The sequence below is a fragment of the Streptomyces sp. NPDC056734 genome (assembly GCF_042790455.1).
Taxonomy (GTDB): domain Bacteria; phylum Actinomycetota; class Actinomycetes; order Streptomycetales; family Streptomycetaceae; genus Streptomyces.
Genome location: NZ_JBHTZD010000032.1, coordinates 13711 through 39493 on the forward strand (window position 1 = coordinate 13711; position 25783 = coordinate 39493).

Here is a 25783-nt window from a genome sequence, read left to right on the forward strand (position 1 = left end):
GGCTCATCGGTCGCTCTGTGTCACCCCCGTGCCGCGCCGGTGCCGCGCCCGGCGGTCAGCCGGTGGTGCAGGGTGCGCGCGGAGGCGTCGGTCAGCGAGGCGATCTGGTCCACGATCACCCTTTTGCGCGCCCGGTCGTCCGGCGCGGTGTCGAACAGCGCGCGGAACTGGGGGTCCAGTCCGTCCGGCGCCCGCGCGGTGAGCGCCTCGGCGAGTTCGGCGACCACGATCCGCTGATCGGCGCGCAGCCGGGCCTGCTCCTCGCGCTGCATCACATACCGGTCGGCGACCGCCTTGAGCACCGCGCACTCCATGCGGGTCGCGCGCGGTACGACGAGTTCGGCGGCGTACCGGGTGAGCCGGCCGCCCCCGTACGTCTGTCTGGTGGCGCCCTCGGCGGCCAGGCAGAACCGGCCGATGAGCTGGCTGGTGGCGTCCTTGAGGCGGGCCTGGGCGTGGGCCGAGCCGTCGTAGCCGTGCGGCCACCACTCCTCGTCGAGCAGCCGGTCGAGGGCGGCGGCGAGTTCGGCGGGGTCGGTGCCGGCCGGGACGTACCGGCCGACGGCGACCGCGTAGACCGCGCGGCGTTCGGGTTCGGCGTGCAGGCAGTTGGGGTCGATATGGCCCGCGTGGAGTCCGTCCTCGACGTCGTGCACCGAGTACGCCACGTCGTCCGACCAGTCCATGACCTGGGCCTCGAAGCAGGTGCGGGTGGCGGGGGCGCCCTCGCGGACCCAGTCGAAGACGGGGCGGTCGTCGTCGTAGACGCCGAATTTCGGGGAGGCCGGGGTGGTGGGGTGCGCTCCGCGCGGCCAGGGGTACTTGGTGGCGGCGTCCAGGGTGGCGCGGGTGAGGTTGAGGCCGACGGAGCCCTCTGGGGTGAATCGTTTCGGCTCGATGCGGGTGAGCAGCCGCAGGGACTGGGCGTTGCCCTCGAAGCCGCCGCAGTCCTCGGCGAATTCGTTGAGCGCCTGTTCGCCGTTGTGGCCGAAGGGGGGATGGCCGAGGTCGTGGGAGAGACAGGCGGCTTCCACCAGGTCGGGGTCGCAGCCGAGGGCCGCGCCGAGTTCGCGGCCGACCTGGGCGCATTCCAGGGAGTGGGTGAGGCGGGTGCGGGGGCTGGGGTCCCATGCCTGGGAGGTCCCTCCGGGGGTGACGACCTGCGTCTTTCCCGCGAGCCTTCTGAGCGCGGCGGAGTGCAGGATGCGGGCGCGGTCGCGTTGGAAGGCGGTGCGGCCTGGGCGTTTGTCGGGTTCGGGGGCCCAGCGGGTTGTCGCCGACGGTTCGTAGGGAGGGGCTTTCCTGTCTTGCCGGGGGGTCGGGGCTTGCGTGCCTTCCGTGTGTTTCATGCCTTCCATGGCATCGACAGTACGGGGATGCGGGGTGGGGGTGGGGGTGGGGAATCGCCCATTCGTCCGGTGGGTGCGGGTGTGTCGCGGGTGCGGGTGGCGGGGGGTTGCTCGCGCAGTTCCCCGCGCCCCTGAAGGGGCGCTGTCAGTGCTCGGGGTTTTTGGTGGGCGTTCTTGTAGCGGGTCAGGAGCAGGTGGGGGAGGGCGGGGTGGGGGCCCAGGGGGGCCGAGGCCAGCCAGGGGGCCTGGGCCGCGCATTGGGTGGCGAAGAGGCCGGGGGCGGTGAAGTAGGACGCGACCGCGATACGGGGGCGGCCTGCCCGGCGGAGGGTGTCGATGGCCTCGGGGAGGGTCGGGCGGGCCGCCGAGGCGTAGGCGGGCAGGACGGGGACGCCGAGGCGGGCGGCGAGGAGGCGGGCGGTGTGTGCGGTGTCGAGGGCCGCGTCGGGGTCGCGGGAGCCCGCCGCCGCGAGGACGACCGCGCTCGTGCGGCGGTCCTCGTCCGTCATGCGGGTGGGCCAGCCCGCCTCGGTCAGCCGGGTGTGCAGGGCCTGGGCCAGGAGGGGGTGGGGGCCGAGGGGGGCGGCGATCGTCGTACGGGCGGGTGAGGCCGCCGCCATGTCCGGGATATCCCGCTTGATGTGGAGGCCGCGGCTGAGGAGGAGCGGGACGAGGACGGCTTCCGCGTCGCCGAGCCGGGCGAGGGTGTCGGGGAGCAGCGGGGCGTTCAGCTCGATGTGGCCCAGGTGGACGGGGAGGGCCGGGCACAGGGCACGGACGCGGGCGGCGAGGGCCTGGACGGCGGTGAGGGCTCGGGGGTCGCGGCTGCCGTGGGGGACGAGGACGAGGGCGGGTGGGGTGGTCTGAGGGGCGGGGGCGGGCCGAGGGGTGGGGGTCCTAGGGGTGAGGGCGGTCCCAGACGTGGAGGCGGTCCCAGACGTGGAGGCGGGCGGGGTGGTCATTGGAGGATCGTGACGTGTGGACGTTGCGTGGCCGTTGCCCGGTCGTCACGCGGGTTTGCGGGGCCTTCACCGGCCATCAGCTGTGAGTGTGAGGGGACGGGAACCTCCTCGCCCCTTGATCGCGTTTCGCTGGTGAAGGGTGGAGGAGGGTGTGGTGAGGTTTCGTCGTCCGCGGCTGCCGCGGAGCACGGCCGGGAAGCGGCGGCTGGTGCAGTCGGTGATGGCCGGGTGCGTGCTGGCGCTGCTGCCGGTCACCTGGCTACGGCTGAGCACCGTCGACCGGCTGCGCACGGTGGCCGATGTGCCGTCCACGGAGGTGGCCGTCGTCTTCGGCGCGGGGCTGCGGTGGAACGGCGAGCCGTCGGCCCCGCTGGCGAACCGGCTGGACACGGCGGCGGGGCTGTACGAGGCGGGGCGGATAGAGGTCGTGCTGGTCACGGGCGACAACAGCAGCGAGGAGTACGACGAGCCGGAAGCCATGCGCGCCTATCTGACCCGGCTGGGCGTGCCCGACGCGCGCATAGTCAGCGACTACGCCGGGTTCGACACCTGGGACTCCTGCGTCCGCGCGAAGCAGGTCTTCGGCGTCGACGAGGCGGTGCTGATCAGCCAGGCGTACCACATACCCAGGGCGGTGGCGCTCTGCGAGGCGGCGGGGGTGACCTCGTACGGCGTGGCGGCCGACGAGCAGGACCGGAACCGGGTCCAGGGCGGCGTACGGGAGATCCTCGCGGCCGGGAAGGCGGTGTGGGACGTGGTGATCCAGCCGGACCCGACGTTCCTGGGGCCGGAGGAGCCGGGGGTGCGGCGGGCGCTTGCGGGGGCGGAGTGAGGGGCGGGTCCGTGGTGCGGGTGCCGCGGGTCCGTGGTGCGGGTGCCGCGGGTACGTGGGTAAGGGGCGTGCGGCTTGGCGCTGGCCGGTGGCGCGGCTGTGCGGCTGGCCTCGTCGCTTGTGCGGGAGGGCGGGGCGCTGGTCGCGGCGTCCTGAGAGACGGTCACCGATCGGAGGGCCGGGGTCCCCGGCGGGCGGGGTGCGGGGCCGGTGTGCACCCCTCGCCTTCGCTGGTCTGGTCGCCGAGGCCGGTTCAGCGCCACCGCGTTCGGGGCGTCCAGCCCTCCCCCGTTCCCCCCTCCCCCATTCCCGCTCCCCCATTCCCGCTCCCCCGTTCCCCCCTCCCCCCGCTCCTTCCGCCCGGCCCGGTTCAGCGGTTCCGGGAGTGCCAGTCGCCGGTTTTGATACGGGTGCCACGGGTGCGTAGGGCGGTGGCTATGGGTGGGGCGGCCAGGTAGACCCAGGCGCGGACGGGGGTTCCGTGCGGCTCGGGGATGACCTCGCGGGTGGTCCGCTCGTAGAGGCTGTGCGGGTCGCCGGGGACGTACTCCTCCAATGCGTCCAGGGCGTGGAGCAGTTCCGCGTAGGCGTCCGGGAGGGCGGTGATCAGGTCGCCGTGCACCACTCCCCCGGGTTCGGGGACGGCGTACGGGTAGCCGGGGCCGTCGTAGAGCACCGCGTCGGCGAGGCGGGCGGGGCGCTCCGTGCGGGTGCGACCGCGCAGGTAGGCGTCGTGGTTGGGCTCGCCGGGGCGCAGGGTGCCGTAGACGAAGAACGGAAGGGTCACGGACGGGATTGTCTCCCGTCCGTGTGTTCGATCTGCGCCCCGGGGCGCGCTAGGCGGCGTACGGGCGGCGCTCGCGTCCCTCCTTCAGGGTCCTGCCCCACCAGACCAGCTGGTCCAGCATCGCCTTGGCCGCCGCGTCCGGGGTGGCCGGGTCCTTGAGCCGGCCCGCGTCGTCGAAGGAGGCGCCGGCGTGGTGGAAGGAGACGGTGTCCCGGAGGGTGACGGCGTGGAGTTCGGCGAAGACCTGGCGCAGCTGCTCGACCGCGCGCAGCCCGCCCGAGCGACCGCCGTAGGAGACGAGGGCGACGGGCTTGGCCCGCCACTCGCCGTAGTGCCAGTCGATCAGGTTCTTCAGGCCCGCCGGGAAGGAGTGGTTGTACTCGGGGGTCAGGACGACGAACGCGTCCGCCGCCGCCAGTCGTGGGGTGACGTCGGCCAGCGCGGCCGTGGCCTGCGGGGTCGGCTTCATGGTCATCGGCAACGGGATCTCGGCGACGTCCACGACCTGCGCGGACAGCTCCTGGTGGGCGCGGATCCGGTCGAGGAGCCAGTCGGCGACGACGGGCCCGAAGCGGCCGTGCCGGTTGCTGCCGACCACGACGACGACGTCGAGGGGAGCCGGGATCGTGCTCTCGGTTGTCATGCACAACAGGCTGGTACCTGAAGAAAGGTTGAGGTCAAGTCGCCGGTCCCCGGGCCGGGTCACCCATTCACACCCCTGCCGGCCGTCCTTCGGACACTTTCCCCGCGCCGCGCTCCCGCTCCCGCCATGACCTGCTGAAACGCGGCGCACTTCGGCGTCCGGCCGCCCCCGCCGCCACCCGTTCACCGCATTTCCGGCGCCGCTTCGACAAGCGGGCTCGCCGCGCTGCCCGTTTCCTCGAAGGGCAGGGCCACGACCCGACCAGACCGACCTGACCGCTCGAAGGAGCATCGATGCGACGTACCGCCCGGCTGCTGGCCGCCACCGCGCTAGGCGTGACCGCCGCGGCCGGCCTCGCCGTACCCGCGTACGGCGGCGGAACACCCCCGGCCGCCGGGGCTCCGACGGCGTCCCCGCCCGCCGGAACCCTGAAGGTCACCCCGAACTCGGTCGCCCCGGGCGCGCATGTCACCGCGACCACCGACGCGTGCGGGGAGCGCGGGACCATCGACGGGGACGCCAGCGCGGTCGGCGCCGGGCGCTTCGCACTGGCGCCCAGCGCGGACGAGGGCAACGCGATCGGCCAGTTCCGGGTGCCGTCGAGCGCGCAGCCGGGGACGTACGAGATCGTCGCGAGGTGCGCCGAGGGCGGGCGGCAGGCGGTGGGTGACCTGGTGGTCGCGCTGAGCGCGGCCCATGGGCAGATGTATCCGCGCGGAAGTGTGAAGACGGGGGTCGGCGGTGCCCTTGGCCCCGACCCCGTGCAGACCGCGGCCGGAGTGGCGGCGCTGGCCGTCGCCGCCGCGGGCGGTACCTGGCTCCTGCATCGCCGGGCGAGAGGCGACGGGATGTGACGGGCACCCTCCGCTGTCCGTCCACCGGTACCGCATGTCCCCTCCCCTCCGGGTCCGACGCCCCTCGCGGCCCGGAGGGGGCACGGGGCCCAGCCCGAAGGGCGACACCAAAGGTGTGAGGGGCGTAAGGGGCGCCGAGGAGTGCCGACGAGAGGGGTCGTCATGCGGAAAGTGGGGGACGCCGCGATAGCCGGTGTCACCGTCGTCTCCCTGTGCGCGGGCATCTGGCTGCTCGGCGGCGGCGGCGCCTCGCACGCCCCGCCGCAGCCGTCCGCCGCCCAGGCCGGCACCGCCCCGGCCGTGCCCGGCGCCGCCGCGCCCGCGCTGCCCCCCTCCCCGCCGGACCGGATCCGGGTCCCGGCGATCCGGGTGGACGCCCCCCTGATGGGCCTCGGTCTGACCCCGAGCGGCAGCCTGGACGTGCCGCCCGCCGCGCGGAAGAACCTGGCCGGCTGGTACGAGGCCGGCACCACCCCCGGTGAGACCGGTACCGCGATCGTCGCCGGGCATGTCGACAACGCCCAGGGGCCCGCCGTCTTCTACCGGCTCGGCGCGCTCAAGCGCGGCGGCCGGATCGAGGTGGACCGGCGGGACGGCTCGGTCGCCGAGTTCACCGTGGACGCGGTGGAGGTCTACGACGCGGACGCCTTCCCCGACGAGAAGGTGTACGGCGCCGCCGACCGGCCCGAGCTGCGGGTGATCACCTGTGGCGGCGGGTACTCGCGGGACACCGGGTATCAGGGGAATGTGGTCGTGTTCGCCCATCTGACGGGCAGCCGGTAGGTCACAGCGTCAGGACTGCCGGGTGACGGCTCGCATGTCGGTGCCGGCTCACACGTCACGGCAGCACAGGCGCCGTCTCCACCCCCAGCACATTCCGCTTCCCCCATATCCCCAGCGGCTCCAGCGCCTCGTTGAGGGTGACCCCGCGCGGGGTCAGCGAGTACTCGACGCGGGGCGGGACCTCGTCGTACTCCTCCCGGTGCACGATCCCGTCCGCCTCCAGCTCCCGCAGCTGCGCGGCCAGCACCTTCTCGGTGACGCCCGGCAGCTCCCGGCGCAGCTCGCCGAAACGGTGGGGCCGTTCGTCCAGCGCCCAGAGGATGAGCACCTTCCACTTGCCGCCGATCACATCCATCGCCGCGTCGATCCCGCAGACGTACGCTCCCGGCGCTCCCGGCCGTCGCCCGTTCGGCATGTCGGACCCCTTCCGTCGTCACGCCCCCGGCAGGACGCTTTGGTCGTCACGCCCCCGACCAGGACGCTCACCCCGAGGTAACCACCCACTCCGAAGTACGTACTTGAGCGGGCACGTTCCCTGCGACCAGGCTAAACGCCATGACCGACACGACGACCTCCCCCGCCACCCGCACTCCCGCCACCCGCACTCCCCCGACCCGCACCCCGCTGACCCTGCTCGGCGCCGGTGCCATGGGTACCGCCCTGGCCCGTGCCTGGCTCGCCGCCGGGCATCCGGTGACCGTGTGGAACCGCACCCCCGCCCGTGCCGAGGCGCTGGCCGCCGAAGGCGCGACCGTCGCCGCGAGCGCGGCCGAGGCGGTGGCCGCGGGGCGGCTGGTGGTCGCCTGTCTGCTGGACGACGCCTCCGTCGGCGAGGCGCTCGCGGACGCCGATCTGACCGGGCGCGATCTGGTCAATGTGACCACCGGGACCCCGGAGGACGGCCGGGCCCGGGCGGCCTGGGCGAAGGCGCGGGGGGCGCGGTTCCTGGACGGCGGGATCATGGCCGTACCGCCGATGATCGGGGTGCCGGACTCCGGGGGCTATGTCTTCTACAGCGGTTCGGCCGCGCTCTTCGAGGAGCACCGGGAGACCCTGGCCGTCCCCGCCGGGACCTCGTACGTCGGCGATGACCCCGGCTTCGCCGCGCTGCACGATGTCGCGCTGCTCAGCGCGCTGGACGGGCTGATCTCGGGGCTGCTGCACGCCTTCGCGCTGGTGCGGCGGGAGGACATCGCGCCGAAGGAGTTCGCGCCGCTGCTGGTCGACTGGGTCAACGCGATGACGCCGGCGGCCCACCAGATGGCCGAGCAGCTGGAGTCCGGCGACTACGTCAAGGGCGTGGTCTCCAACCTCGCCATGCAGGTGGCCGGCAACCGGACCATGCTGCGCGCCGCCGAGGAGCAGGGCGTCAGCCCGGAGCTGATCACCCCGCTGATGTGGCTGAGCGCCCGCAGGCTGGCCGACGGGCATGGCGACGAGGACGTCACGGGGGTGGTGGAGCTGCTGGTGCGGCGGGGCTAGGTGGATCGACCCGCGGCGCCGGTCACGCGATCCACTGCTCGTACGCCATGTTCGCCACCAGCGCGAACACCACCGTCAGCAGCACGACCCGGACGAAGCCGCTGCCCCGTTTCAGGGCGGTGCGGGCGCCGAGCATGCCGCCCGCGAGGTTGAAGACCGCCATCAGGGCCGCGAGTTGCCACAGCACCGCGCCCTGCCAGGCGAACATGGCGAGGGCGCCCGCGTTGGTGCAGCAGTTGACGATCTTCGCGGTGGCGGAGGCGGCCACCAGGTCGAGGTGGAGCACGGCGGTCAGGGCGAGGACCAGGAAGGTGCCGGTGCCGGGGCCGATCAGACCGTCGTAGAAGCCGATCCCGAGACCGGCGAGGCCGATCGCGGCGAGGTTGCGGCGGCGGGAGGCCGGTCCCGGGGACGCGGCGGTGCCGAAGGCGGGCTTGAGGATCACGAAGGCCGCCACGCCCAGCAGCACCACCATGATCACCGGCTTGAGCACCTCGGTGCTCATCCCGGCCGCGAAGAAGGCGCCGCCGGACGATCCGGCCAGCGCCGCCAGCCCGATGCGCACGGCGGTACGGACGTCGACCGGTGCTCTGCGGGCGTAGGTGATGGCCGCGCCCGTGGTGCCGACGATGGCGACCGCCTTGTTGGTGCCGAGGGCGTGCGCGGCCGGGGTGGCGCCGGGCAGGCCGAGCAGCAGCGCGGGGAGCAGCAGCAGCCCGCCCCCGCCGACCACGGCGTCGATCCAGCCCGCCGCGAGGGCGGCGAGGCACAGTACGGCCAGGGTGGTCAGCGATATGTCGGGCATGATCGCGACCCTAGGTGTGGGGTTGTGGTGGCGTCCATGATCCTGAGGGGGATCTGAGGTCCGGACGGTCGGCCCGTCTGCCCATCTGCCCGTCGGCCCATCTGCCCGTCTGCCGGGGGGCGCGAGGAACACGGCGGGCATCCGGCCGCGCCGGCGACGCACACCCCTCACACCGGCCCGCCCCACCCGCTGAGGGCAGCGTTCCCCTCGGGAAACAGGGGGGATGCGGCCGGGTAACACCCGCCCCGCAGGCTGCGGTGCATGACGTCGAATGCGCGAGTGGTAGCGACGGAGGCACCTGAATGACCGACGCCCCGGGGGCCACCCCCACGATCGTGCTCATCGGACACGGCATGGTCGGCCAGCGCTTCCTGGAGGCGCTCGCCGAGCGCGGTCTGACGGCCACGCACCGGGTGGTCGTGCTGTGCGAGGAGTCCCGCCCGGCCTACGACCGGGTCCGGCTGACGTCGTACTTCGCGGGCCGCACCCCCGAGGAACTCTCCCTCACCGACGCGGAGTTCATCGACGCGCACGGCATCGAGCTGCGGATCGGCGACCCGGCGGTGACGGTCGACCGGGCGGCGCGCACGGTCACCGCCCGCTCGGGGCACGTCTTCGCCTACGACACCCTCGTCCTGGCCACCGGCTCCTACCCGTTCGTACCGCCGGTCGCGAACAAGGACGCCGAGGGCTGTTTCGTGTACCGCACGATCGACGACCTGCTCGCCATCGAGGCGTACGCGAAGGCGGGAACGGGGACGGGGACGGGAACGGAGACAGGGACGGGTGCGGGCGCGGGGGCGAAGGTCGGCGCGGTGGTCGGCGGCGGGCTGCTCGGTCTTGAGGCGGCCGGGGCGCTGCAAGGGCTCGGACTCACCTCGCACATCGTGGAGTTCGCGCCCCGGCTGATGCCGGTCCAGGTGGACGACGGCGGAGGCGCGGCCCTGCTGCGGACCATCGAGGGCATGGGCCTGACCGTGCACACGGGGGTGGGCACGCAGGAGATCCTCACCGACGCGGCGGGCGCGGTCAGCGGGATGCGGCTGTCGGACGGGGGTGAACTCGCCGTCGACCTGGTGGTGTTCAGCGCCGGTGTCCGCCCGCGCGACCAGCTGGCCCGGGACTGCGGGCTGGCGGTGGGTGAGCGCGGCGGCATCACGGTCGACGCGCAGTGCCGTACGGTCACCGATCCGTCGGTCTTCGCGATCGGCGAGTGCGCGCTGACGGTGGACGGCCGGGTGTACGGGCTGGTGGCGCCGGGGTACGAGCAGGCGCAGACGGCGGCGGCGACCATCGCGGCGGCCGAGGCCGCGTTCACGGGCGCCGATCTGTCCACCAAGCTGAAGCTGCTCGGCGTGGACGTGGCGTCCTTCGGCGACGCGCACGGCACGGCGGCGGACTGTCTGGAGGTGGTGTACTCCGACGCCCGCTCGGGGCTGTACAAGAAGCTGGTCATGGGCCGGGACGGCACCCTGCTGGGCGGCATCCTGGTGGGCGACGCGGACGCGTACGGGACGCTGCGCGCGCTGACCGGTTCCGTCCCGCCCCTCGCCCCCGAGTCGCTGGTGCTGCCGGCCGGGGCGGTGGGCGGCGCCCAGCTCGGGCCGTCCGCGCTGCCGGACGAGGCGGTGGTCTGCTCCTGCCACAACGTCTCCAAGGGCGCGGTCCGCGCGGCGGTGACGGACCACTCCTGCGCCACGGTCCCCGAGGTGAAGAAGTGCACCAGGGCGGGCACCGGGTGCGGCAGTTGCGTCAAGGTGCTGGGCCAGCTGGTCACCGCCGAGCTGGAGGCGAGCGGCGTCGAGGTCGACAAGGGCCTGTGCGGCTGCTTCGCCCAGACCCGCGAGGAGCTGTACGAGATCGTCCTGGCCCTGCGCGTCACCACGTACCGCGAGCTGCTCGGCCGGTACGGCCGTGAGGGCGCCCGCGACGGCGACGGCTGCGAGATCTGCAAACCGGCGGTGGCCTCGGTGATCGCCTCCCTCGCCCCCACGATCGGCGCGAGCGGCTATGTCCTGGACGGCGAGCAGGCGGCGCTCCAGGACAGCAACGACCACTTCCTCGCCAACCTCCAGAAGAACGGCTCGTACTCCGTCGTACCGCGGATCCCCGGCGGTGAGATCACCCCCGAGAAGCTCATCGTGATCGGTGAGATCGCACGGGACTTCGGGCTCTACACGAAGATCACCGGCGGTCAGCGGATCGACCTGTTCGGGGCGCGGGTGGAGCAATTGCCGCTGATCTGGACGCGGCTGGTGGACGCGGGCTTCGAGTCCGGGCACGCGTACGGCAAGGCGCTGCGCACGGTGAAGTCCTGTGTGGGCAGGACGTGGTGCCGGTACGGCGTGCAGGACTCGGTGCGGATGGCGATCGACCTGGAGCTGCGCTACCGGGGGCTGCGCGCCCCGCACAAGCTCAAGTCGGCCGTCTCGGGCTGTGCCCGCGAGTGCGCGGAGGCCCAGTCGAAGGACTTCGGCGTGATCGCCACGGCGAACGGCTGGAATCTGTACGTCGGCGGCAACGGCGGCGCCACCCCGCGCCACGCGGACCTGCTGGCGCAGGATCTGACCGACGCCGGGTTGATCCGTCTGATCGACCGCTTCCTGATGTTCTACATCCGCACGGCGGACCGTCTGGAGCGCACCTCGACCTGGCTGGAGCGGCTGCCGGGCGGCCTGGACCATGTGCGGGACGTGGTGGTGGAGGACTCCCTGGGCATCTGCGCGGAGCTGGAGCGGCTGATGGCCGACCATGTGGCGCACTACCGCGACGAGTGGGCGACGACCATCGCCGACCCCGAGAAGCTGGCCCGTTTCGTGTCGTTCGTGAACGCCCCCGACACGCCCGACCCGGTCGTCGGCTTCGTCCCCGAGCGCGACCAGATCAAGCCCGATCTGCCCCTGCTCGCCATCGGCCGCCGCCCCGCCGCCGGCCCCGTCCTGGAAGGAACCGCCCAGCGATGACCATGGCCCCGGAGACGACCGGTCCGCCCGCGACGACCGGTCAGCAGGTCCAGATCCGCCTCTCGCCCGACACCTGGCTGACCGTCTGCGATCTGCGTGCCCTGCTCCCCGGCCGGGGCGTGGCCGCGCTGCTCCCGGACGGCGACCAGGTGGCCCTGTTCCGCGACCGCACGGGAGCGCTGTACGCCATCGACAACCGCGACCCGTTCGGCGGCGCGGCCGTCCTCTCGCGCGGCCTCACCGGCACCCACCAGGGCCGCCCCTTCGTCGCGTCCCCCCTCCTGAAGCAGCGCTACGACCTCCGGTCGGGCCGCTGCCTGGACGAGGAGGGGGTGGGGGTGCGGGTGTACGAGGTACGGGCGGCCTGAGGCGGGTCCCCGGTCAGTCCCCGGTCAGTCCTGCGTGGAGTCAGTCCTGCGTGGAGTCAGTCCTCCGTGAGGACGACCGCCTGGGCGGGACACCCCCGGGCGGCCTCCCGGAACAGCGGATCGCCCCCGCCGTCCTCCTTGCCGGGCCGTACGGTCCCGAAGCCGTCGTCGTCCTGGTCGAACACCGCGGGGGCGGTGAGATAGCAGTTGCCGGCCCCGATGCAGTGGTCCGTGTCGATGGACACCTTGGTCATGGAAGCTCCTAGCGGTCTGGAACGGCGGATTCCACCGTTGTGACCGCCAGCGTGCCCGCCCCTCGGCCCCCGCCGCTCACCCGGAGGGGCAGGCTTCGCCCCTTCGGGTGAGCGGCAAGGTCAGCGGGCGGCAGCTAGAGCGGCACCGACACCGCGTTGAACGTGGTGCCGGGAAGCTGGGGGCTGGTGAAGCGGGCGTTGACCAGGTAGAGGCGGTTGCCGTGGCGGGCGGCCGTGGTGGGGATGTCGAACCGGGGGTCCGTGATCGTGCGCCGCAGGGTGGCGTGGGTGCGGGCGAGGTCCAGGTCCCAGACGGTGACCTGGTTGAGGCGGTTCTGGACGACGTACAGCGTGTGGCCGATGCGGACGAGGCCGTCGCCGGCCGCCACCGAGTCGGCGCCGGTGAGGGTGAAGCGGCGGGCGGCGCCGGTGCGCAGGGAGACGCGGTACAGCTCGCCGGGGGTGCTCTTGACGACGATCAGGTCCTTGCCGTCCGGCGTGGCGACCACACCGTTGGCGTTGTTGACGTCCGGGAGCTGGACTCAGTCGCCGGTCAGGGGCAGCTCGCGGATGTCCTTGGCACCCTGGGCGCGCGGGACGCCGTACAGGACCGGGTTGCGGGAGTCCGTGAACCAGGCGCGGTCGCCGGTCAGGATGACGTCGTTGATGAAGGCGGGGGTGGCGGTGGTGAGAGTGTGGGTGGCGCGCAGCTCGCCGGTGCGGGTGTCGATGATCCTGGCGGTGCCGCCCCCGCCGCCGGCGATGTGGAGCAGGCCGTCGGAGTCCAGTTTGAGGCCGATGGAGACGGTGCCCGGGGCGCCCGGGTGGAGGAGCTCGCCCCGGCCGGTGCGCAGGTCGGTGCGGAGGATCGCGCCGTTGGCGCGGGAGCCCAGGTAGGCGTACGGGCGGCTGCCGATGGTGATGCCCTCGGGGAGGAAGCCGTCGGGGAGCGGGAACTCCGTGGGCCAGGGCGCGGAGCCGCCGTCGGCGGAGTCGGCTCGGGCGGTGCCGGTGGTCGCGGCGACCGCCGCGAGGGTGGCGCCGGTCAGTAAGGAGCGGCGGGAGGGGTGGATCCGGGTCATGGTTCGTGCCTCCGTGTCGGTGGACGGGTGGGGCTCGGTGAACTCGCCGGGATTTCGTTCGTGCGTAACGCCTTCGCCCCGGCGGGAGTTCCCGCGAGCCCCACCCGTCACCGGTGGACGGCCGGTTCGACCGCCCCGGAAGCCGCCTTACGACCGGAACGGGCCGGTGACCTCGTAGGTGATCCCGCCGGACGAACTGCCGCTGGTGCCGCGCTGGCTGGAGAAGTACAGCCGACGGCCGTCGGGGGAGAACGCCGGGCCGGTGATCTCGGAGGCCGACTGGCCGTCGATGCGCAGGAACGGCGCGATCACGTCGTCCGGGGTGATCACGCAGATCTCCAGGTTGCCGCCGTCCTCGGCGACGTAGAGGTCGCCGGAGGCGGCGCCGGTGATGTTGTCGACGCCGGTCAGGGGCGCGGTGCCGGAGGTGACGAGGGAGTCGTCGTAGGCCAGTTCATAGGTGTTGTTCGTCAGATTGAGCTGCCAGACGCGATTGTCGCCCTTGGTGGTGAACCAGACCGTGTCGTCGGCGTAGTGGCAGCCCTCGCCGCCGTTGAAGGACTTGGAGCCGGAGACCTGGGTGCGGGTGGTGGTCGGGGAGCCGTCCGGGTCGGGGACATTGGCCCAGCTGAAGGAGCCGGAGGTGGCGGTGCCGGCGACCAGCACCTGGAGGGTGCCGGCGGAGAGATTGCCCCAGGTGGCCGGGACGAAGCGGTAGAAGCGGCCGTTGGTCTCGTCCTCGGTGAGGTAGACGACCTGGCGGACCGGGTCGGCGGCGGCGGCCTCGTGCTTGAAGGCGCCCATGGCGTCCCGGCGGACGGCCGCGCCGACGCCCCAGGGGTCGGTCTCGTAGACGTAGCCGAGGGACACCTCCTCGCAGGACAGCCAGGTGTTCCACGGGGTCTTGCCCCCGGCGCAGTTGGTACGGGTGCCGGACAGGATCCGGTACGCCGCCGTGACCGTACCGGCGGCCGAGAACTTCACCGCGCTCGCGCCGCCGGAGGGGTTTATCTCCGAGTTGGAGACATAGATCCAGCCACTGCCGTCGGCGTAGCAGGCGCCTCCGTCGGGGGCGTTGTGCCAGGTGTACGAGGTGCCGGGGACCGCCTGCCCGGAGCGGGCGATCACTCTGCTGGTGAACCCGCTGGGCAGTCTGATGCCGTTGGCGTCGGCCGCGCCGAGCGCCCCGTAGGGACCGGTGCCGGGCTGGGCCGGGGCCGCGTAGGCCGCGCCCCGCCACAGACTGCCCCCGAGGGCAGCCGCCGAGCCGCCGAGGACGGCCGCACGCAGAAGGTGACGACGTTCCACTCTCACTCCAGGAGGTGCCGTGACCGGCCCGCCGCCGGTCGGCGACGGGGTCGTGCGGAGTGGGACGCTATGGGAGCGGGGTGGGGACGGGGTGGGAACGGGATGGACAGGTCATGGACATGCCGTGACGGAAGCGGGGCGGACGCCGGGCCGGGTGAACGCAGGGCGGGGCGGACGCCGAACGGGGGCCCACGCGAGGCGGGCCCAGCGCAAAGGGCGGCACCCCCCGCACAAGGGTGCCGCCCTTCTCCATGGCGGGCGGGCAGGGTCAGCGGTGGTCGCTGCCCTTTGACCGGGACGCCGCCCGGCCCGCTTCCAGGCGGGCGACCGGGATGCGGAAGGGGGAGCAGGATACGTAGTCCAGGCCCACCTCGTGGAAGAAGTGGACGGACTCGGGGTCGCCGCCGTGTTCGCCGCAGACGCCCAGTTTGAGGTCGGGGCGGGTGGCCCGGCCCGCCTTGGCGGCCAGCTCGACCAGGGAGCCGACGCCGTCGCGGTCGATGGTCTCGAAGGGGCTGACGCCGAAGATGCCCTTCTCCAGGTAGGCGGTGAAGAAGGACGCCTCGACGTCGTCGCGGCTGAAGCCCCACACCGTCTGGGTGAGGTCATTGGTGCCGAAGGAGAAGAACTCGGCCGCCTCGGCGATCTGACCGGCGGTCAGGGCCGCGCGGGGCAGTTCGATCATCGTGCCGATGGACAGTTTGAGCTGGGTGCCGGTCGCCGCTTCCACCTCGGCGATGACCCGGTCCGCCTCGTCGCGGACGATCTCCAGCTCCTGGACCGTGCCGACCAGCGGGATCATGATCTCGGCGCGCGGGTCGCCCTTGGCCGCCTTACGGGCCGCCGCCGCCTCGGCGATGGCACGGACCTGCATGGTGAACAGGCCGGGGATGACCAGGCCGAGCCGGACACCGCGCAGGCCCAGCATCGGGTTCTGCTCGTGCAGACGGTGGACGGCCTGGAGGAGGCGGAGTTCGTTCTCGTGGGGCTCCTGGCGGGACTCGGCCAGGGCCACCCGGACCGAGAGTTCCGTGATGTCGGGGAGGAACTCGTGCAGCGGCGGGTCCAGGAGACGGACCGTGACCGGGAGGCCGTCCATCGCCTCGAAGAGTTCCACGAAGTCTTTCTTCTGAAGGGGCAGCAGGTCCTTCAGGGACTTCTCGCGCTCCTCGTCGTGGTCCGCCAGGATGAGCCGCTCGACCAGCTCGCGGCGGTCGCCCAGGAACATGTGCTCGGTGCGGCACAGGCCGATGCCCTGCGCCCCGAAGCGACGGGCCCGCAGCGCGTCCTCGGCGTTGTCCGCGTTGGCGCGCACCCGCAGCCGGCGCTTGCGGTCGGCGAAGGCCATGATGCGGTGCACGGCCGCGACCAGTTCGTCGGCGTCGTCCGCGCCCGCGTGCATCCGGCCCTCGAAGTACTCGACCACCGGCGAGGGGACCACCGGTACCTCGCCCAGGTAGACCTTGCCCGAGGAGCCGTCGATGGAGATGACGTCGCCCTCCTCCACCACATGACCGCCCGGGACGGTCATCCGGCGGCGCTTGGTGTCGACCTCCAGCTCCTCCGCGCCGCACACACACGTCTTGCCCATGCCGCGCGCCACCACCGCCGCGTGGGACGTCTTGCCGCCGCGCGAGGTCAGGATGCCCTCGGAGGCGATCATGCCGTCCAGGTCGTCGGGGTTGGTCTCGCGGCGGATCAGGATGACCTTCTCCCCGGAGCGGGACCACTTCACCGCGGTGTACGAGTCGAAGACCGCCTTGCCGACCGCCGCGCCCGGCGACGCCGCGATGCCCCGGCCGACCCGCTGGACCTTCGCGTCCTCGTCGAAGCGGGGGAACATCAGCTGGGCCAGCTGGGCGCCGGTGACCCGCTGGAGGGCCTCGGCCTCGTCGATCAGGCCCTGGTCGACGAGCTGGGTGGCGATCCGGAAGGCCGCGCCCGCCGTGCGCTTGCCGACCCGGGTCTGGAGCATCCACAGCTGGCCGCGCTCGATGGTGAACTCGATGTCGCAGAGGTCCTTGTAGTGGTTCTCCAGCGTCTCCATGATCTGCATCAGCTGGTCGTACGACTTCTTGTCGATCTGCTCCAGCTCGGCCAGCGGGACCGTGTTGCGGATGCCCGCCACGACGTCCTCGCCCTGGGCGTTCTGGAGGTAGTCGCCGTAGACGCCCTGGTAGCCGGAGGCGGGGTCGCGGGTGAAGGCGACGCCGGTGCCGGAGTCGGGGCCGAGGTTGCCGAAGACCATCGAACAGACGTTGACGGCGGTGCCGAGGTCGTGCGGGATGCGCTCCTGGCGGCGGTAGAGCTTGGCCCGGTCGCCGTTCCAGGAGTCGAAGACCGCCTTGATGGCGAGGTCCATCTGCTCGCGCGGGTCCTGCGGGAAGTCCCGGTCGGCTTCCCTCTTGACGATCTTCTTGAAGGCGGTGACCAGTTTCTTCAGGTCGGCCGCCTCCAGCTCGGTGTCGACCGTGACCTTCTTGGTGGCCTTGGCCTTCTCCAGCGCCTCCTCGAAGAGATCGCCGTCGACGCCGAGGACGGTCTTGCCGAACATCTGGATGAGGCGCCGGTAGGAGTCCCAGGCGAACCGCTCGTCGCCGGACTGCCGCACCAGACCCTGCACCGACTTGTCGGACAGGCCGATGTTCAGGACCGTGTCCATCATCCCCGGCATGGAGAACTTCGCGCCGGAGCGTACGGACACCAGGAGCGGGTCGTCGGCCTGGCCGAGCTTCTTGCCCATGCGCTGCTCCAGCGCGTCCAGATGAGCGCTCACCTCGTCACGCAGTGCCGCGGGTTCCTCGCCACTGTCGAGGTAGACCTTGCACGCCTCGGTGGTGATGGTGAAGCCGGGCGGGACCGGAAGGCCCAGATTGGTCATCTCCGCGAGGTTCGCGCCTTTACCGCCGAGAAGGTCCTTAAGGTCCTTGTTGCCCTCGGTGAAGTCGTAAACGAATTTCTGGTTTTCCGACACGGGTCCCAACTCCTCGAAGGACTCGGTGGCTGCCCTGACAGCCGGGAACATACCCAGATCCAAGGCGCCTGGGTACGTCCACTTGTGCGTCATGCGCCTGTAACCACGCGTCCGCCACCGGATCGAAAGTCAAGGCTTGGCAAGAAATCGCGCGCGCATGTGTTCACTTCTTGAACGCGATCATCGATCCACGCGCCACATTCCGCTCACATGAGCGCCATATGGCACGTTTGATTTCGCTCGATGAACGATCATCGATTGGCACTCAGTGCCACTCTTTGAGAAGTGCAGTCGATCACAACTCGCTCATCTGAGCGGAACCCTTATCAAGGGTGGCGAGAATCACGCCCGTGAGGGCGACGGGGTATCACCATGCGGACCGGTGGCGAACGGATGAAACCGGGAGGAAACCAAGGAGGAATCCGGGGAGGCGACCCGGGAGAGATCCGGAGAGGCGACCCGGGAGGAATCCCGGCAGGCAACCCGGGAGGAAACCCACTGCTCATCTCCCGAGCGTGCGCTCACACCCCGAGCGCCCGCAACTCACACCCCGAGCGCCCGCAACCGCTCCTCGGCCCGCTCCGGCGCGTACAGATGCTCCACCACCAGCGCCCCGGCGCCCACCAGCCCGGCCCGCTCCCCCAGCCGCGAGGTCACGACCTCCAGATGAGCGGTGGAGCGCGGCAGCGCCCGCTGGTACAGCAGCTCCCGTACGCCGGTCAGGAAGGGGATGCCCGCCAGGTCCCCGGCGATCATCAGGACGCCCGGGTTGAGCAGCGTCACCACCGTCGCCAGCACCTCCCCCACACTGCGCCCGGCCTCCCGGGCCAGCGCCGCCGCCTCCGGATGCCCGGCCGCGAGCAGCTCGCGCACATCCGAGCCGGACGCCGCGGGCACCCCGGCCTCGGCCAGCCGCCGGGCCACCGCGCCCCCGCTGGCGACGGCGGCGAGACAGCCGTAGGAACCGCACCGGCACAGCGCCTTCGCGCCCTCCGGGACCCGGATGTGGCCGATGTCGCCCGCGCCGCCGTCGATGCCCCGGAAGAGCTTGCCGCCGACGACGACCCCCGCGCCTATGCCGGTGGAGACCTTGACCAGGACGAAGGCGGCGCAGCCCGGGTGCCCGGTGCGCTGTTCGCCGTACGCCATGAGGTTGGCGTCGTTGTCGACGAGGACCGGGACGAAGGCGGTGGAGCCGGTGTGGTCGGTGAAGGAGCGGGCGAGGCGGCCCCTTATGTCGTACCCGTCCCAGCCCGGCATCATCGGGGGCTCCATCACCTTGCCGGTGTCGGTGTCGACCGGGCCGGGCACCGCGAGGCCGATGCCGCAGACCTCCTCGGGGCGCCGCCCGGCCTTGCGCAGCAACTCGGCGAACCAGCCGCCGAGTTCACCGAGCACCGGCTCGGGGCCGTCCTCCACCACCAGCGTGCCGCCGCTCTCCGCGAGGATCTCGCCGGTCAGGGTGAGCAGCGCGGCGCGGGCGTGCCGGGTGTCGAGGTCGGCGGCGAGGACGACGGCATGCTCGTCGTCGAACTCCAGGGTGATCGAGGGGCGGCCGCCGAGCGGGGAGCCGACCGGGCCGCCGGCGCCCTCGCGCAGCCAGCCCGCGCGGAAGAGGCGGTCCAGGCGGTGCCCGACCGTGGCCCGGGACAGACCGGTGACCTGCTGGAGCGCGCCGCGTGTGGTGGCGCGTCCGCTGCGGACGAGTTCCAGCAGCTCACCGGCGCTGGTCTGAGTCCCGATCCGACCGGTCATGCGCACCCCCTTGTGTTTCCCAAGTCTGCATTACATCCTGGGTTTTGCATGTTAAATAGACGTAACTCTACGATGGCCAAGACCGAACCGACCCGACCGGATGTCTTTCGGGGAGCCCCGAGTGGATCGCACCGCCCAACTCACCGCCCGACCTGCGCACCGGGAGATCGCATACGATCCCCCGCCGCCGGATTCGTCCCGGCTCGCCGCCGCCCGGGTGCTGGAGCAGAACTGGACCGGGACCTCGACGGTGCCCTCACGCGGGCTGTATCCGCACCAGTGGTCCTGGGATTCCGCGTTCATCGCGATCGGCCTGCGGCATCTGTCGCCGTTACGGGCCCAGATCGAGCTGGAGACGCTGTTCGGCGCCCAGTGGGGTGACGGACGGGTCCCGCACATCGTCTTCAACCCCTCCGTGCCGCTCGACGCCTACTTCCCGAGCCCCGACTTCTGGCGCTCCTCGACCGCCGGACGGTCCGCCGGCGCTCCGCGCACCGTACAGACGTCCGGGATCGTGCAGCCACCCGTGCATGCGCTGGCCGTCTGGCTGACCCATCTGGCCGACCCCGTGCTGTCCCGGGCGCGCGGCTTTCTGGCCGGGATGTACCCGAAGCTCGCCGCCTGGCACCGGTATCTGCTGCACCGCCGCGACCTCGGCGGCGGCGGGCTGGCGTCCGTGGTCCACCCGTGGGAACAGGGCATGGACAACAGCCCGGCCTGGGACGCCCCGCTCGCCCGGGTCGTCCCGGCCCCGGCCCGCTCCTTCCGCCGCGCCGACCTCGACCACGGCGCCGCCGAGGACCGGCCGACGGACCTGGACTACGGGCGGTATGTGCGGCTGGCGGCGGACTACCGGGACCGCGCGTACGCCGATGTGCCTTACGCCCACCTCGCCGGTATCTCCGGTGTCTCCGGCATCTCCGCCGCCCCCGCGGGCCGGTCGGCCCGTACCGGCGGCTCGGCCCACGTCCGGGGCTCGGCCCACGCCGACGGCTCGGCCCACATCGGCGGCTCGGCCCGCAGCGGCCCGTCGGCCCACGTCGGCCCGTCGGCCCGCGTCGGCGGCTTCGCTGTCGAGGACCCCGCCTTCAACGCCCTGCTGATCGCCTCCGAGCACGCGCTGGCGGGCATCGCCCGCGAGCTGGGCGCGAGCGGCACCGCCCGCCACGCGCGGGCCGAGCGGCTCACCGCGGTGCTGATCGAGCGGCTGTGGGACCCGGCCGCCGGGATGTTCCTGTGCCGCGATCTGCGCGGTGGCGGACTGATCCCCGAGCGGGCCGTGTCCGGCCTGATCCCGCTGCTGCTGCCGACGCTGCCGCGCGAGATCGCCGCCACCCTCGTCGCCACCCTGACCGGCCCGCACTTCGGCCTGGGTGCCACCACCCGGCTGGTGCCCAGCTACGACCTGCTGGGCGAGTCCTTCGACCCGCACCGGTACTGGCGCGGGCCGGCCTGGTTCAACACCGGCTGGCTGGTGGAGCGCGGGCTGCGCGTCCACGGCGAGCCGGAGCGGGCCGACGCCCTGCGGGCGGCCCTCGTGGACAGCGCGCGCACGTCCGGATTCGCCGAGTACGTCGACCCGTACACCGGCGAGGCATGCGGCGCGGCCGGCTTCGGCTGGACCGCCGCGCTCACGCTCGACCTGCTGCAAGCCATGGCACCGGCCGCGGACTCCGCCACGGCCGAGGGAGGGGACCGGGGATGACGGACCGTCAGCATCTGCTCGTGTACGGCGGCACGTTCGCGGCCGTCGACGACAGCGGACACATCAGCGGCGTACGGCACGGCGGCTCCCCCGAGGGCCTGTTCGTGCGCGACGCCCGGCATCTGAGCCGCTGGCAGCTCACCGTGGACGGGGCGGTGCCGGAGGCGCTCGCGCCGGTCGGCGGCGGCGACACCGCGCGGTGTGTGCTCGTACCGCGCGGCGGGCGCACCGAGCCGCCCGCGTGCACGCTCTTTCGGGAACAGGCGGTCGCGGAGAGTTCCTTCGTGGAGTCGCTGCGGGTGACCAGCAACCGCCCGGTGCCGGTCACCGTGCAGCTGGCGCTCACCGTCGACGCCGACTTCACCGACCAGTTCGAACTCCGCTCCGACCACCGCACCTACGCCAAGACCGGTGCCGTGCGCCGCCGCGAGATCCTGGACGACGGGGTGGAGTTCGGCTACCGGCGCGGCGAGTGGACGTCCTCCACGACGGTCACCGCCGAGCCCGCCCCGGACGCCGTCGAGGAGACCGGCACCGGCGCCCGCCGCCTCGTCTGGGCCCTCGATCTCCCGCCGCACGGCACGGCCGAGCTGCTGCTGCGGGTGATGGCCCGGCCGCACGGCGAGAAGCGGGCCCTGCGGGTGCCGCGCTCCCCGCGCGCGGTGACCGAGTGGGTACGGTCGCAGGAGGCCGCGTTCATGGAGGGCGTGGCCTTCCCGACCGGCTGGCCGGAGCTGGCGGCGGCGTGTACGCGCGGCCTGGCGGACCTCGCCATCCTGCACGTACCGGCGACCGGCCCGGACGGCGAGGAGCTGCGCGTCCCGGCCGCCGGGGCCCCCTGGTTCCTCAGCCTGCTGGGCCGGGACGCCCTGCTGACCTCCCTGTTCGCGCTCCCCTACCGGCCGCAGCTGGCCGCCGCCACGCTCCCCGCGCTCGCCGCGACCCAGGCCACCCGGACCAACGCCGACGCGGTGGCCCAGCCCGGCAAGATCGTGCACGAGGTGCGTCACGGCGAGCTGGCGCACTTCGGGCAGGTCCCGTACGGGCGGTACTACGGGTCGGTGGACGCGACCCCGCTCTTCCTGGTGCTGCTCGGCGCGTATGTCGAGCAGACCGGCAACAGCGTGCTGGCCCGGCGCCTGGAGCCGCACGCCCGCGCGGCCGTCGGCTGGATGCTGGACCACGGCGGGCTGACCTCGCGCGGCTATCTCGTCTACCGCGCCGACCGCGGCGGCCTCGCCAATCAGAACTGGAAGGACTCCCCCGGCGCGATCTGCTCCGCCGACGGCAGCCGTCCGTCCGGACCGGTGATGGCGGCGGGCGCGCAGGGGTACGCGTACGACGCCCTGCGCCGCACCGCGTGGCTGTCGCGCACGGTGTGGGGCGACGAGACGTACGCGGCGCTGCTCGAACAGGCCGCGGCGGATCTGCGGGACCGTTTCCAGCGGGACTTCTGGATGTCCGAGCGCGCGTTCCCGGCGCTGGCGCTGGACGGCGAGGGCCGGGCGCTGGACGCGCTGGCGTCCGACGCCGGGCATCTGCTGTGGTCCGGGCTGCTGGACAAGGAGTACGGGGAGGTGGTCGGCCGGCGGCTCCTGGAGCCGGACTTCTTCTCCGGATGGGGCGTACGGACGCTGGCGGCCGGGCAGCAGGCGTACCACCCGCTGTCGTACCACCGCGGTTCGGTGTGGCCGCACGACAACGCGCTGATCACGCTGGGCCTGGCCCGGTACGGGCTGCACGACGAGGCGCGGGCGGTGGCGCAGGGCGTGGTGGCGGCGTCCGTGGCGATGGGCGGACGGCTGCCGGAGGTGTACGCGGGGTACGAGCGGGGTGGGGAGGGGCCGGTTCCTTATGCGCATGCGTGCGTGCGGGAGTCTCGGGCCGCGGCCTCGCCCCTGGCCCTGTTGACCGCGGTCGGGGGCGTTTAGGCGCCTGTGGGGGTGAGGGGTGCGGTGGCTGCGCGGGTGCGGGTTCGTTGGGGTTGCTCGCGCCCACGCGGCGGAGCCGCACATCGATACGGCCCCGCGCCCCTTGAGAGCCTTGGGGGACGCCTTCCCGGTGGGGAGTGATCAGCCGCCGGAGGTGTCCAGTTCGGCGTCCACCCCGACGCCCGCGCAGTCGTACGGGTCCTTCAGCCAGCCGTCCGGCAGGACGACCCGGTTGTTGCCGGAGGTACGTCCGCGCGGCCCGTCGGCGCCGGACGGCCAGGGCTGATCCAGGTCCAGTTCGTCGAGCCCGGAGCGGAGTTCGGCGAGGGTCGAGGTGATCGCGAGGTGCCCCCGCATCTCCGAGCCGACGGCGAAGCCCTTGAGGTACCAGGCGACATGCTTGCGGAAGTCGATGACGCCGCGTGACTCGTCGCCGATCCACTCCCCCAGCAGCGTCGCGTGCCGGACCATGACGTCGGCGACCTCGCGCAGCGCCGGACGGGCGACGTCGTGCGGCCGCCCCTCGAAGGCGGCGACCAGGTCGGCGAAGAGCCACGGCCGCCCGAGGCATCCGCGCCCGACCACGACCCCGTCACAGCCGGTGGCGGCGACCATCCGCAGCGCGTCCTTCGCGGACCAGATGTCGCCGTTGCCGAGGACCGGGATCTCCGGGACGTGTTCCTTCAGCCGGGCGATGGCGTCCCAGTCGGCGGTGCCGCCGTAGTGCTGGGCGGCCGTACGGCCGTGCAGGGCGATGGCGGTGACGCCCTCCTCGACGGCGATCCGGCCGGCGTCGAGGTAGGTGAGGTGGTCGTCGTCGATGCCCTTGCGCATCTTCATCGTCACCGGCAGCGCGCCGGCGCCGGTGACGGCCTCGCGCAGGATCGCGCGCAGCAGGGGGCGCTTGTAGGGCAGGGCCGAGCCGCCGCCCTTGCGGGTGACCTTGGGGACCGGGCAGCCGAAGTTCAGGTCGATGTGATCGGCCAGGCCCTCCTCGGCGATCATGCGGACGGCCTTGCCGACGGTGGCCGGGTCGACGCCGTACAGCTGGATCGAGCGCGGGGTCTCGGTGGCGTCGAAGTGGATCAGCTGCATGGTCTTCTCGTTGCGCTCGACCAGCGCCCGGGTGGTGATCATCTCGCTGACGAAGAGGCCCTTGCCGCCGCCGGTGCCATCCCTTTCTCGCCCTCCGTCCTTTTCCCCTTCTCCGTCTCCGCCTCCGTCTCCGCCTCCGGGGAAGGCTCCGCCTTCGGCGAAGGTCCGGCACAGGGTGCGGAAGGGCGCGTTGGTGATCCCGGCCATGGGGGCGAGGACGACGGGCGGCCGGACGGTGTACGGACCGATCGACAGCGGGGGCTGCGCGGGGGTGGCGGGCGTGGGCATTCCTCCATTGTGCCGGGTGGGGGGAGGAGGCGATGTCCGTTGCGAGGCTTTTCGTTAGTTAGCCGCACTATCGATGTCGGCGTACAGTGGAATTCATGTCTCAGCTCAGCTCCCGCCGACGCATGCTGGTGCTCGCGATCTGCTGTATGAGCCTGCTGATCGTGAGCCTGGACAACACCGTTCTGAATGTCGCGCTGCCGTCGATTCAGCGCGATCTTCACGCGAGTACCTCGGGTCTGCAATGGGCGATCGACGCGTACACGCTCGTTCTCGCCTCGCTGCTGATGCTGGCGGGCTCCACGGCCGACCGGATCGGCCGAAAACGGGTCTTCAAGCTGGGCCTGATCATCTTCACGCTGGGCTCGGCGCTGTGTTCGGTGGCGCCGAATCTGGAGACGCTGGTGGCCTTCCGCATGGTCCAGGCGATCGGCGGTTCGATGCTCAACCCGGTCGCCATGTCCATCATCACCAACACCTTCACCGATCCCCGTGAACGGGCCCGGGCGATCGGCGCCTGGGGTGCGGTGGTCGGTATCTCGATGGCGATCGGTCCACTGGTCGGCGGGCTGCTGGTGGAGGTGGTGGACTGGCGGGCGATCTTCTGGATCAACATCCCGGTGGGGATCGCCGCGCTGCTGCTGACCTTGCGGTTCGTGCCGGAGTCGCGGGCCGCGAAGCCGCGCCGCGCGGACCCGGTCGGGCAGATCCTGATCATCCTGCTGTTCGGCTCCCTGACGTACGCGATCATCGAGGCGCCGCACGCGGGACTCGGGTACGTGCTGCCGTTCGCCGCCGTCGCGGTGATCGCGCTGGTCGCGCTGCTCCGGGTGGAGCCGCGCCGCGCCGAGCCGCTGATCGATCTGCGGTTCTTCCGCTCGGCGCCGTTCAGTGGCGCGACGGTGATCGCGATCGCTTCGTTCGCCGCGCTGGGCGGCTTCCTGTTCCTGTCGACGCTGTACCTCCAGAACGTCCGGGGCCTGGACGCCCTGCACGCCGGTCTGTGGATGCTGCCGATGGCCGTACCGACGATGCTGTGCGCCCCGATCTCCGGGCGGCTGGTGGGCAGCCGGGGGCCACGGGTGCCGCTGCTGATCGCCGGGGTGGCGATGACGGCGGGTTCGCTGATGTTCGCCGCGCTCCACGCCGAGACGTCCGATGTGACGCTGTTCCTGGGCTACCTGCTGTTCGGCATCGGCTTCGGCTTCGTGAACGCGCCCATCACCAATACGGCGGTGTCCGGCATGCCCGTCTCCCAGGCGGGCGTGGCCTCCGCCGTCGCCTCCACCAGCCGCCAGCTGGGCCAGACGCTGGGCGTCGCGGTCGTCGGCGCGGTACTGGCGGCCGGGCTCGCGGGCGCGTCGTACGCCGACGCGTTCGTGGCGGCGGCCCGGCCGGGGTGGTGGGTCATGGTGGCCTGCGGCGTCGCCGTCCTCGTCATCGGCCTGCTGACCAGCGGACGGTGGGCCCGGGGGACGGCGGAACGGACTGCGGAGCGGCTGGAGTCGGGGGAGGCGCGGGAGGTGGTGGGGGTGGGGCGGTAGGCGCCGGGGGGCGCTGGTGGGG

The 25783-nt window shown here is 72.6% G+C and carries 20 protein-coding genes and 1 pseudogene; 9 read left to right on the forward strand and 12 right to left on the reverse strand.

The genetic code is table 11. From position 1 onward, the window contains the following. Positions 1 to 20: 20 nt before the first annotated feature. Together ACFRFC_RS34035 and ACFRFC_RS34040 are read right to left on the reverse strand one after the other, a co-directional pair. Positions 21 to 1349, reverse strand: coding sequence for a deoxyguanosinetriphosphate triphosphohydrolase (locus ACFRFC_RS34035; RefSeq protein ID WP_382689198.1), 1329 nt, complete (start codon positions 1347 to 1349; stop codon positions 21 to 23). Continuing rightward, positions 1346 to 2311 (reverse strand): sirohydrochlorin chelatase, encoded by a 966-nt coding sequence (locus ACFRFC_RS34040; RefSeq protein WP_382689195.1) that lies wholly within the window; start codon positions 2309 to 2311, stop codon positions 1346 to 1348. Before ACFRFC_RS34040 ends, ACFRFC_RS34035 begins: the two co-directional genes overlap by 4 nt. A 151-nt stretch (positions 2312 to 2462) precedes the next feature. On the opposite strand from ACFRFC_RS34040, the gene ACFRFC_RS34045 reads away from it, so the two are divergent. Then, positions 2463 to 3143 carry a vancomycin high temperature exclusion protein gene (locus tag ACFRFC_RS34045; RefSeq protein WP_382689193.1) on the forward strand — a complete coding sequence of 227 codons (681 nt, stop codon included), beginning with the start codon at positions 2463 to 2465 and terminating at the stop codon, positions 3141 to 3143. Positions 3144 to 3513: 370 nt separating this feature from the next. Here ACFRFC_RS34045 and ACFRFC_RS34050 read toward each other — a convergent pair whose 3' ends face one another. Then, positions 3514 to 3930, reverse strand: a complete 417-nt coding sequence (locus ACFRFC_RS34050; RefSeq protein ID WP_382689190.1) for a gamma-glutamylcyclotransferase family protein — start codon at positions 3928 to 3930, stop codon at positions 3514 to 3516. A 49-nt stretch (positions 3931 to 3979) separates the two neighbouring features. Next, positions 3980 to 4573 carry an NADPH-dependent FMN reductase gene (locus ACFRFC_RS34055; RefSeq protein WP_382689188.1) on the reverse strand — a complete coding sequence of 198 codons (594 nt, stop codon included), beginning with the start codon at positions 4571 to 4573 and terminating at the stop codon, positions 3980 to 3982. Positions 4574 to 4866: 293 nt separating this feature from the next. Between ACFRFC_RS34055 and ACFRFC_RS34060 the strand changes: the two genes are divergently transcribed. Both ACFRFC_RS34060 and ACFRFC_RS34065 read left to right on the forward strand, forming a co-directional pair. Continuing rightward, positions 4867 to 5427 carry a hypothetical protein gene (locus tag ACFRFC_RS34060; protein ID WP_382689186.1) on the forward strand — a complete coding sequence of 187 codons (561 nt, stop codon included), beginning with the start codon at positions 4867 to 4869 and terminating at the stop codon, positions 5425 to 5427. 162 nt (positions 5428 to 5589) lie between these two features. After that, complete coding sequence (locus ACFRFC_RS34065) at positions 5590 to 6210, forward strand: class F sortase (RefSeq protein ID WP_382689183.1); 621 nt, start codon at positions 5590 to 5592, stop codon at positions 6208 to 6210. A gap of 55 nt (positions 6211 to 6265) precedes the next feature. On the opposite strand, the gene ACFRFC_RS34070 is transcribed toward ACFRFC_RS34065, so the two are convergent. Beyond that, positions 6266 to 6625, reverse strand: a complete 360-nt coding sequence (locus ACFRFC_RS34070; protein ID WP_382689180.1) for a winged helix-turn-helix transcriptional regulator — start codon at positions 6623 to 6625, stop codon at positions 6266 to 6268. 140 nt (positions 6626 to 6765) lie between these two features. On the opposite strand from ACFRFC_RS34070, the gene ACFRFC_RS34075 reads away from it, so the two are divergent. Then, complete coding sequence (locus ACFRFC_RS34075; RefSeq protein ID WP_382689177.1) at positions 6766 to 7692, forward strand: NAD(P)-dependent oxidoreductase; 927 nt, start codon at positions 6766 to 6768, stop codon at positions 7690 to 7692. Positions 7693 to 7714: 22 nt separating this feature from the next. On the opposite strand, the gene ACFRFC_RS34080 is transcribed toward ACFRFC_RS34075, so the two are convergent. After that, entirely contained in the window at positions 7715 to 8497 is a 783-nt protein-coding gene (locus ACFRFC_RS34080; RefSeq protein ID WP_382689174.1) for a sulfite exporter TauE/SafE family protein, read from the reverse strand. A gap of 302 nt (positions 8498 to 8799) precedes the next feature. Here ACFRFC_RS34080 and nirB point away from each other — a divergent pair, with 302 nt between their 5' ends. Then, positions 8800 to 11460: a nitrite reductase large subunit NirB gene (nirB, locus tag ACFRFC_RS34085; RefSeq protein ID WP_382689171.1), complete on the forward strand. Its 2661-nt coding sequence runs from the start codon at positions 8800 to 8802 to the stop codon at positions 11458 to 11460. After that, positions 11457 to 11828 carry a nitrite reductase small subunit NirD gene (nirD, locus tag ACFRFC_RS34090; protein WP_382689168.1) on the forward strand — a complete coding sequence of 124 codons (372 nt, stop codon included), beginning with the start codon at positions 11457 to 11459 and terminating at the stop codon, positions 11826 to 11828. Before nirB ends, nirD begins: the two co-directional genes overlap by 4 nt. Positions 11829 to 11884: 56 nt before the next feature. Here the strand turns inward: nirD and ACFRFC_RS34095 are convergent, their stop codons facing one another. The 5 genes and pseudogenes from ACFRFC_RS34095 to ACFRFC_RS34115 all read right to left on the reverse strand — a co-directional run bounded on the left by ACFRFC_RS34095 (position 11885) and on the right by ACFRFC_RS34115 (position 19201). After that, positions 11885 to 12082 (reverse strand): ferredoxin, encoded by a 198-nt coding sequence (locus ACFRFC_RS34095; protein WP_382689165.1) that lies wholly within the window; start codon positions 12080 to 12082, stop codon positions 11885 to 11887. 134 nt (positions 12083 to 12216) lie between these two features. Beyond that, positions 12217 to 13164, reverse strand: a pseudogene (locus ACFRFC_RS34100) (SMP-30/gluconolactonase/LRE family protein). 147 nt (positions 13165 to 13311) lie between these two features. Beyond that, positions 13312 to 14472, reverse strand: a complete 1161-nt coding sequence (locus tag ACFRFC_RS34105) for an alkaline phosphatase PhoX (protein WP_382689162.1) — start codon at positions 14470 to 14472, stop codon at positions 13312 to 13314. A 268-nt stretch (positions 14473 to 14740) separates the two neighbouring features. After that, on the reverse strand, positions 14741 to 17497 hold the full coding sequence (ppdK, locus tag ACFRFC_RS34110) for a pyruvate, phosphate dikinase (RefSeq protein WP_382689240.1): 2757 nt from the start codon (positions 17495 to 17497) through the stop codon (positions 14741 to 14743). 492 nt (positions 17498 to 17989) lie between these two features. Continuing rightward, positions 17990 to 19201, reverse strand: coding sequence for an ROK family protein (locus tag ACFRFC_RS34115; RefSeq protein WP_382689159.1), 1212 nt, complete (start codon positions 19199 to 19201; stop codon positions 17990 to 17992). Between the two features lie 121 nt (positions 19202 to 19322). Between ACFRFC_RS34115 and ACFRFC_RS34120 the strand changes: the two genes are divergently transcribed. After that, the gene (locus ACFRFC_RS34120; RefSeq protein WP_382689156.1) at positions 19323 to 20906 is read left to right on the forward strand and encodes a hypothetical protein; all 1584 of its coding nucleotides are present in this window, start codon (positions 19323 to 19325) and stop codon (positions 20904 to 20906) included. Further along, positions 20903 to 22837, forward strand: a complete 1935-nt coding sequence (locus ACFRFC_RS34125) for a glycogen debranching N-terminal domain-containing protein (RefSeq protein ID WP_382689153.1) — start codon at positions 20903 to 20905, stop codon at positions 22835 to 22837. The genes ACFRFC_RS34120 and ACFRFC_RS34125 overlap by 4 nt, the downstream gene beginning before the upstream one ends. 141 nt (positions 22838 to 22978) lie before the next feature. Here the strand turns inward: ACFRFC_RS34125 and dusB are convergent, their stop codons facing one another. Beyond that, positions 22979 to 24220 carry a tRNA dihydrouridine synthase DusB gene (dusB, locus tag ACFRFC_RS34130; protein WP_382689149.1) on the reverse strand — a complete coding sequence of 414 codons (1242 nt, stop codon included), beginning with the start codon at positions 24218 to 24220 and terminating at the stop codon, positions 22979 to 22981. A 95-nt stretch (positions 24221 to 24315) separates the two neighbouring features. Between dusB and ACFRFC_RS34135 the strand changes: the two genes are divergently transcribed. Beyond that, entirely contained in the window at positions 24316 to 25761 is a 1446-nt protein-coding gene (locus ACFRFC_RS34135; protein ID WP_382689146.1) for an MFS transporter, read from the forward strand. Positions 25762 to 25783 lie beyond the last annotated feature (22 nt).

Coding starts and splice junctions, on each gene's coding strand:
- ACFRFC_RS34115 (WP_382689159.1), bottom strand. CDS start 19,201: ATGACCGGTCGGATCGGGACTCAGACCAGCGCCGGTGAGCTGCTGGAA.
- ACFRFC_RS34040 (WP_382689195.1), bottom strand. CDS start 2,311: ATGACCACCCCGCCCGCCTCCACGTCTGGGACCGCCTCCACGTCTGGG.
- ACFRFC_RS34065 (WP_382689183.1), top strand. CDS start 5,590: ATGCGGAAAGTGGGGGACGCCGCGATAGCCGGTGTCACCGTCGTCTCC.
- dusB (WP_382689149.1), bottom strand. CDS start 24,220: ATGCCCACGCCCGCCACCCCCGCGCAGCCCCCGCTGTCGATCGGTCCG.
- ACFRFC_RS34080 (WP_382689174.1), bottom strand. CDS start 8,497: ATGCCCGACATATCGCTGACCACCCTGGCCGTACTGTGCCTCGCCGCC.
- nirB (WP_382689171.1), top strand. CDS start 8,800: ATGACCGACGCCCCGGGGGCCACCCCCACGATCGTGCTCATCGGACAC.
- ACFRFC_RS34135 (WP_382689146.1), top strand. CDS start 24,316: ATGTCTCAGCTCAGCTCCCGCCGACGCATGCTGGTGCTCGCGATCTGC.
- ACFRFC_RS34095 (WP_382689165.1), bottom strand. CDS start 12,082: ATGACCAAGGTGTCCATCGACACGGACCACTGCATCGGGGCCGGCAAC.
- ACFRFC_RS34070 (WP_382689180.1), bottom strand. CDS start 6,625: ATGCCGAACGGGCGACGGCCGGGAGCGCCGGGAGCGTACGTCTGCGGG.
- ACFRFC_RS34055 (WP_382689188.1), bottom strand. CDS start 4,573: ATGACAACCGAGAGCACGATCCCGGCTCCCCTCGACGTCGTCGTCGTG.
- ppdK (WP_382689240.1), bottom strand. CDS start 17,497: ATGTTCCCGGCTGTCAGGGCAGCCACCGAGTCCTTCGAGGAGTTGGGA.
- ACFRFC_RS34035 (WP_382689198.1), bottom strand. CDS start 1,349: ATGAAACACACGGAAGGCACGCAAGCCCCGACCCCCCGGCAAGACAGG.
- nirD (WP_382689168.1), top strand. CDS start 11,457: ATGACCATGGCCCCGGAGACGACCGGTCCGCCCGCGACGACCGGTCAG.
- ACFRFC_RS34060 (WP_382689186.1), top strand. CDS start 4,867: ATGCGACGTACCGCCCGGCTGCTGGCCGCCACCGCGCTAGGCGTGACC.
- ACFRFC_RS34125 (WP_382689153.1), top strand. CDS start 20,903: ATGACGGACCGTCAGCATCTGCTCGTGTACGGCGGCACGTTCGCGGCC.
- ACFRFC_RS34075 (WP_382689177.1), top strand. CDS start 6,766: ATGACCGACACGACGACCTCCCCCGCCACCCGCACTCCCGCCACCCGC.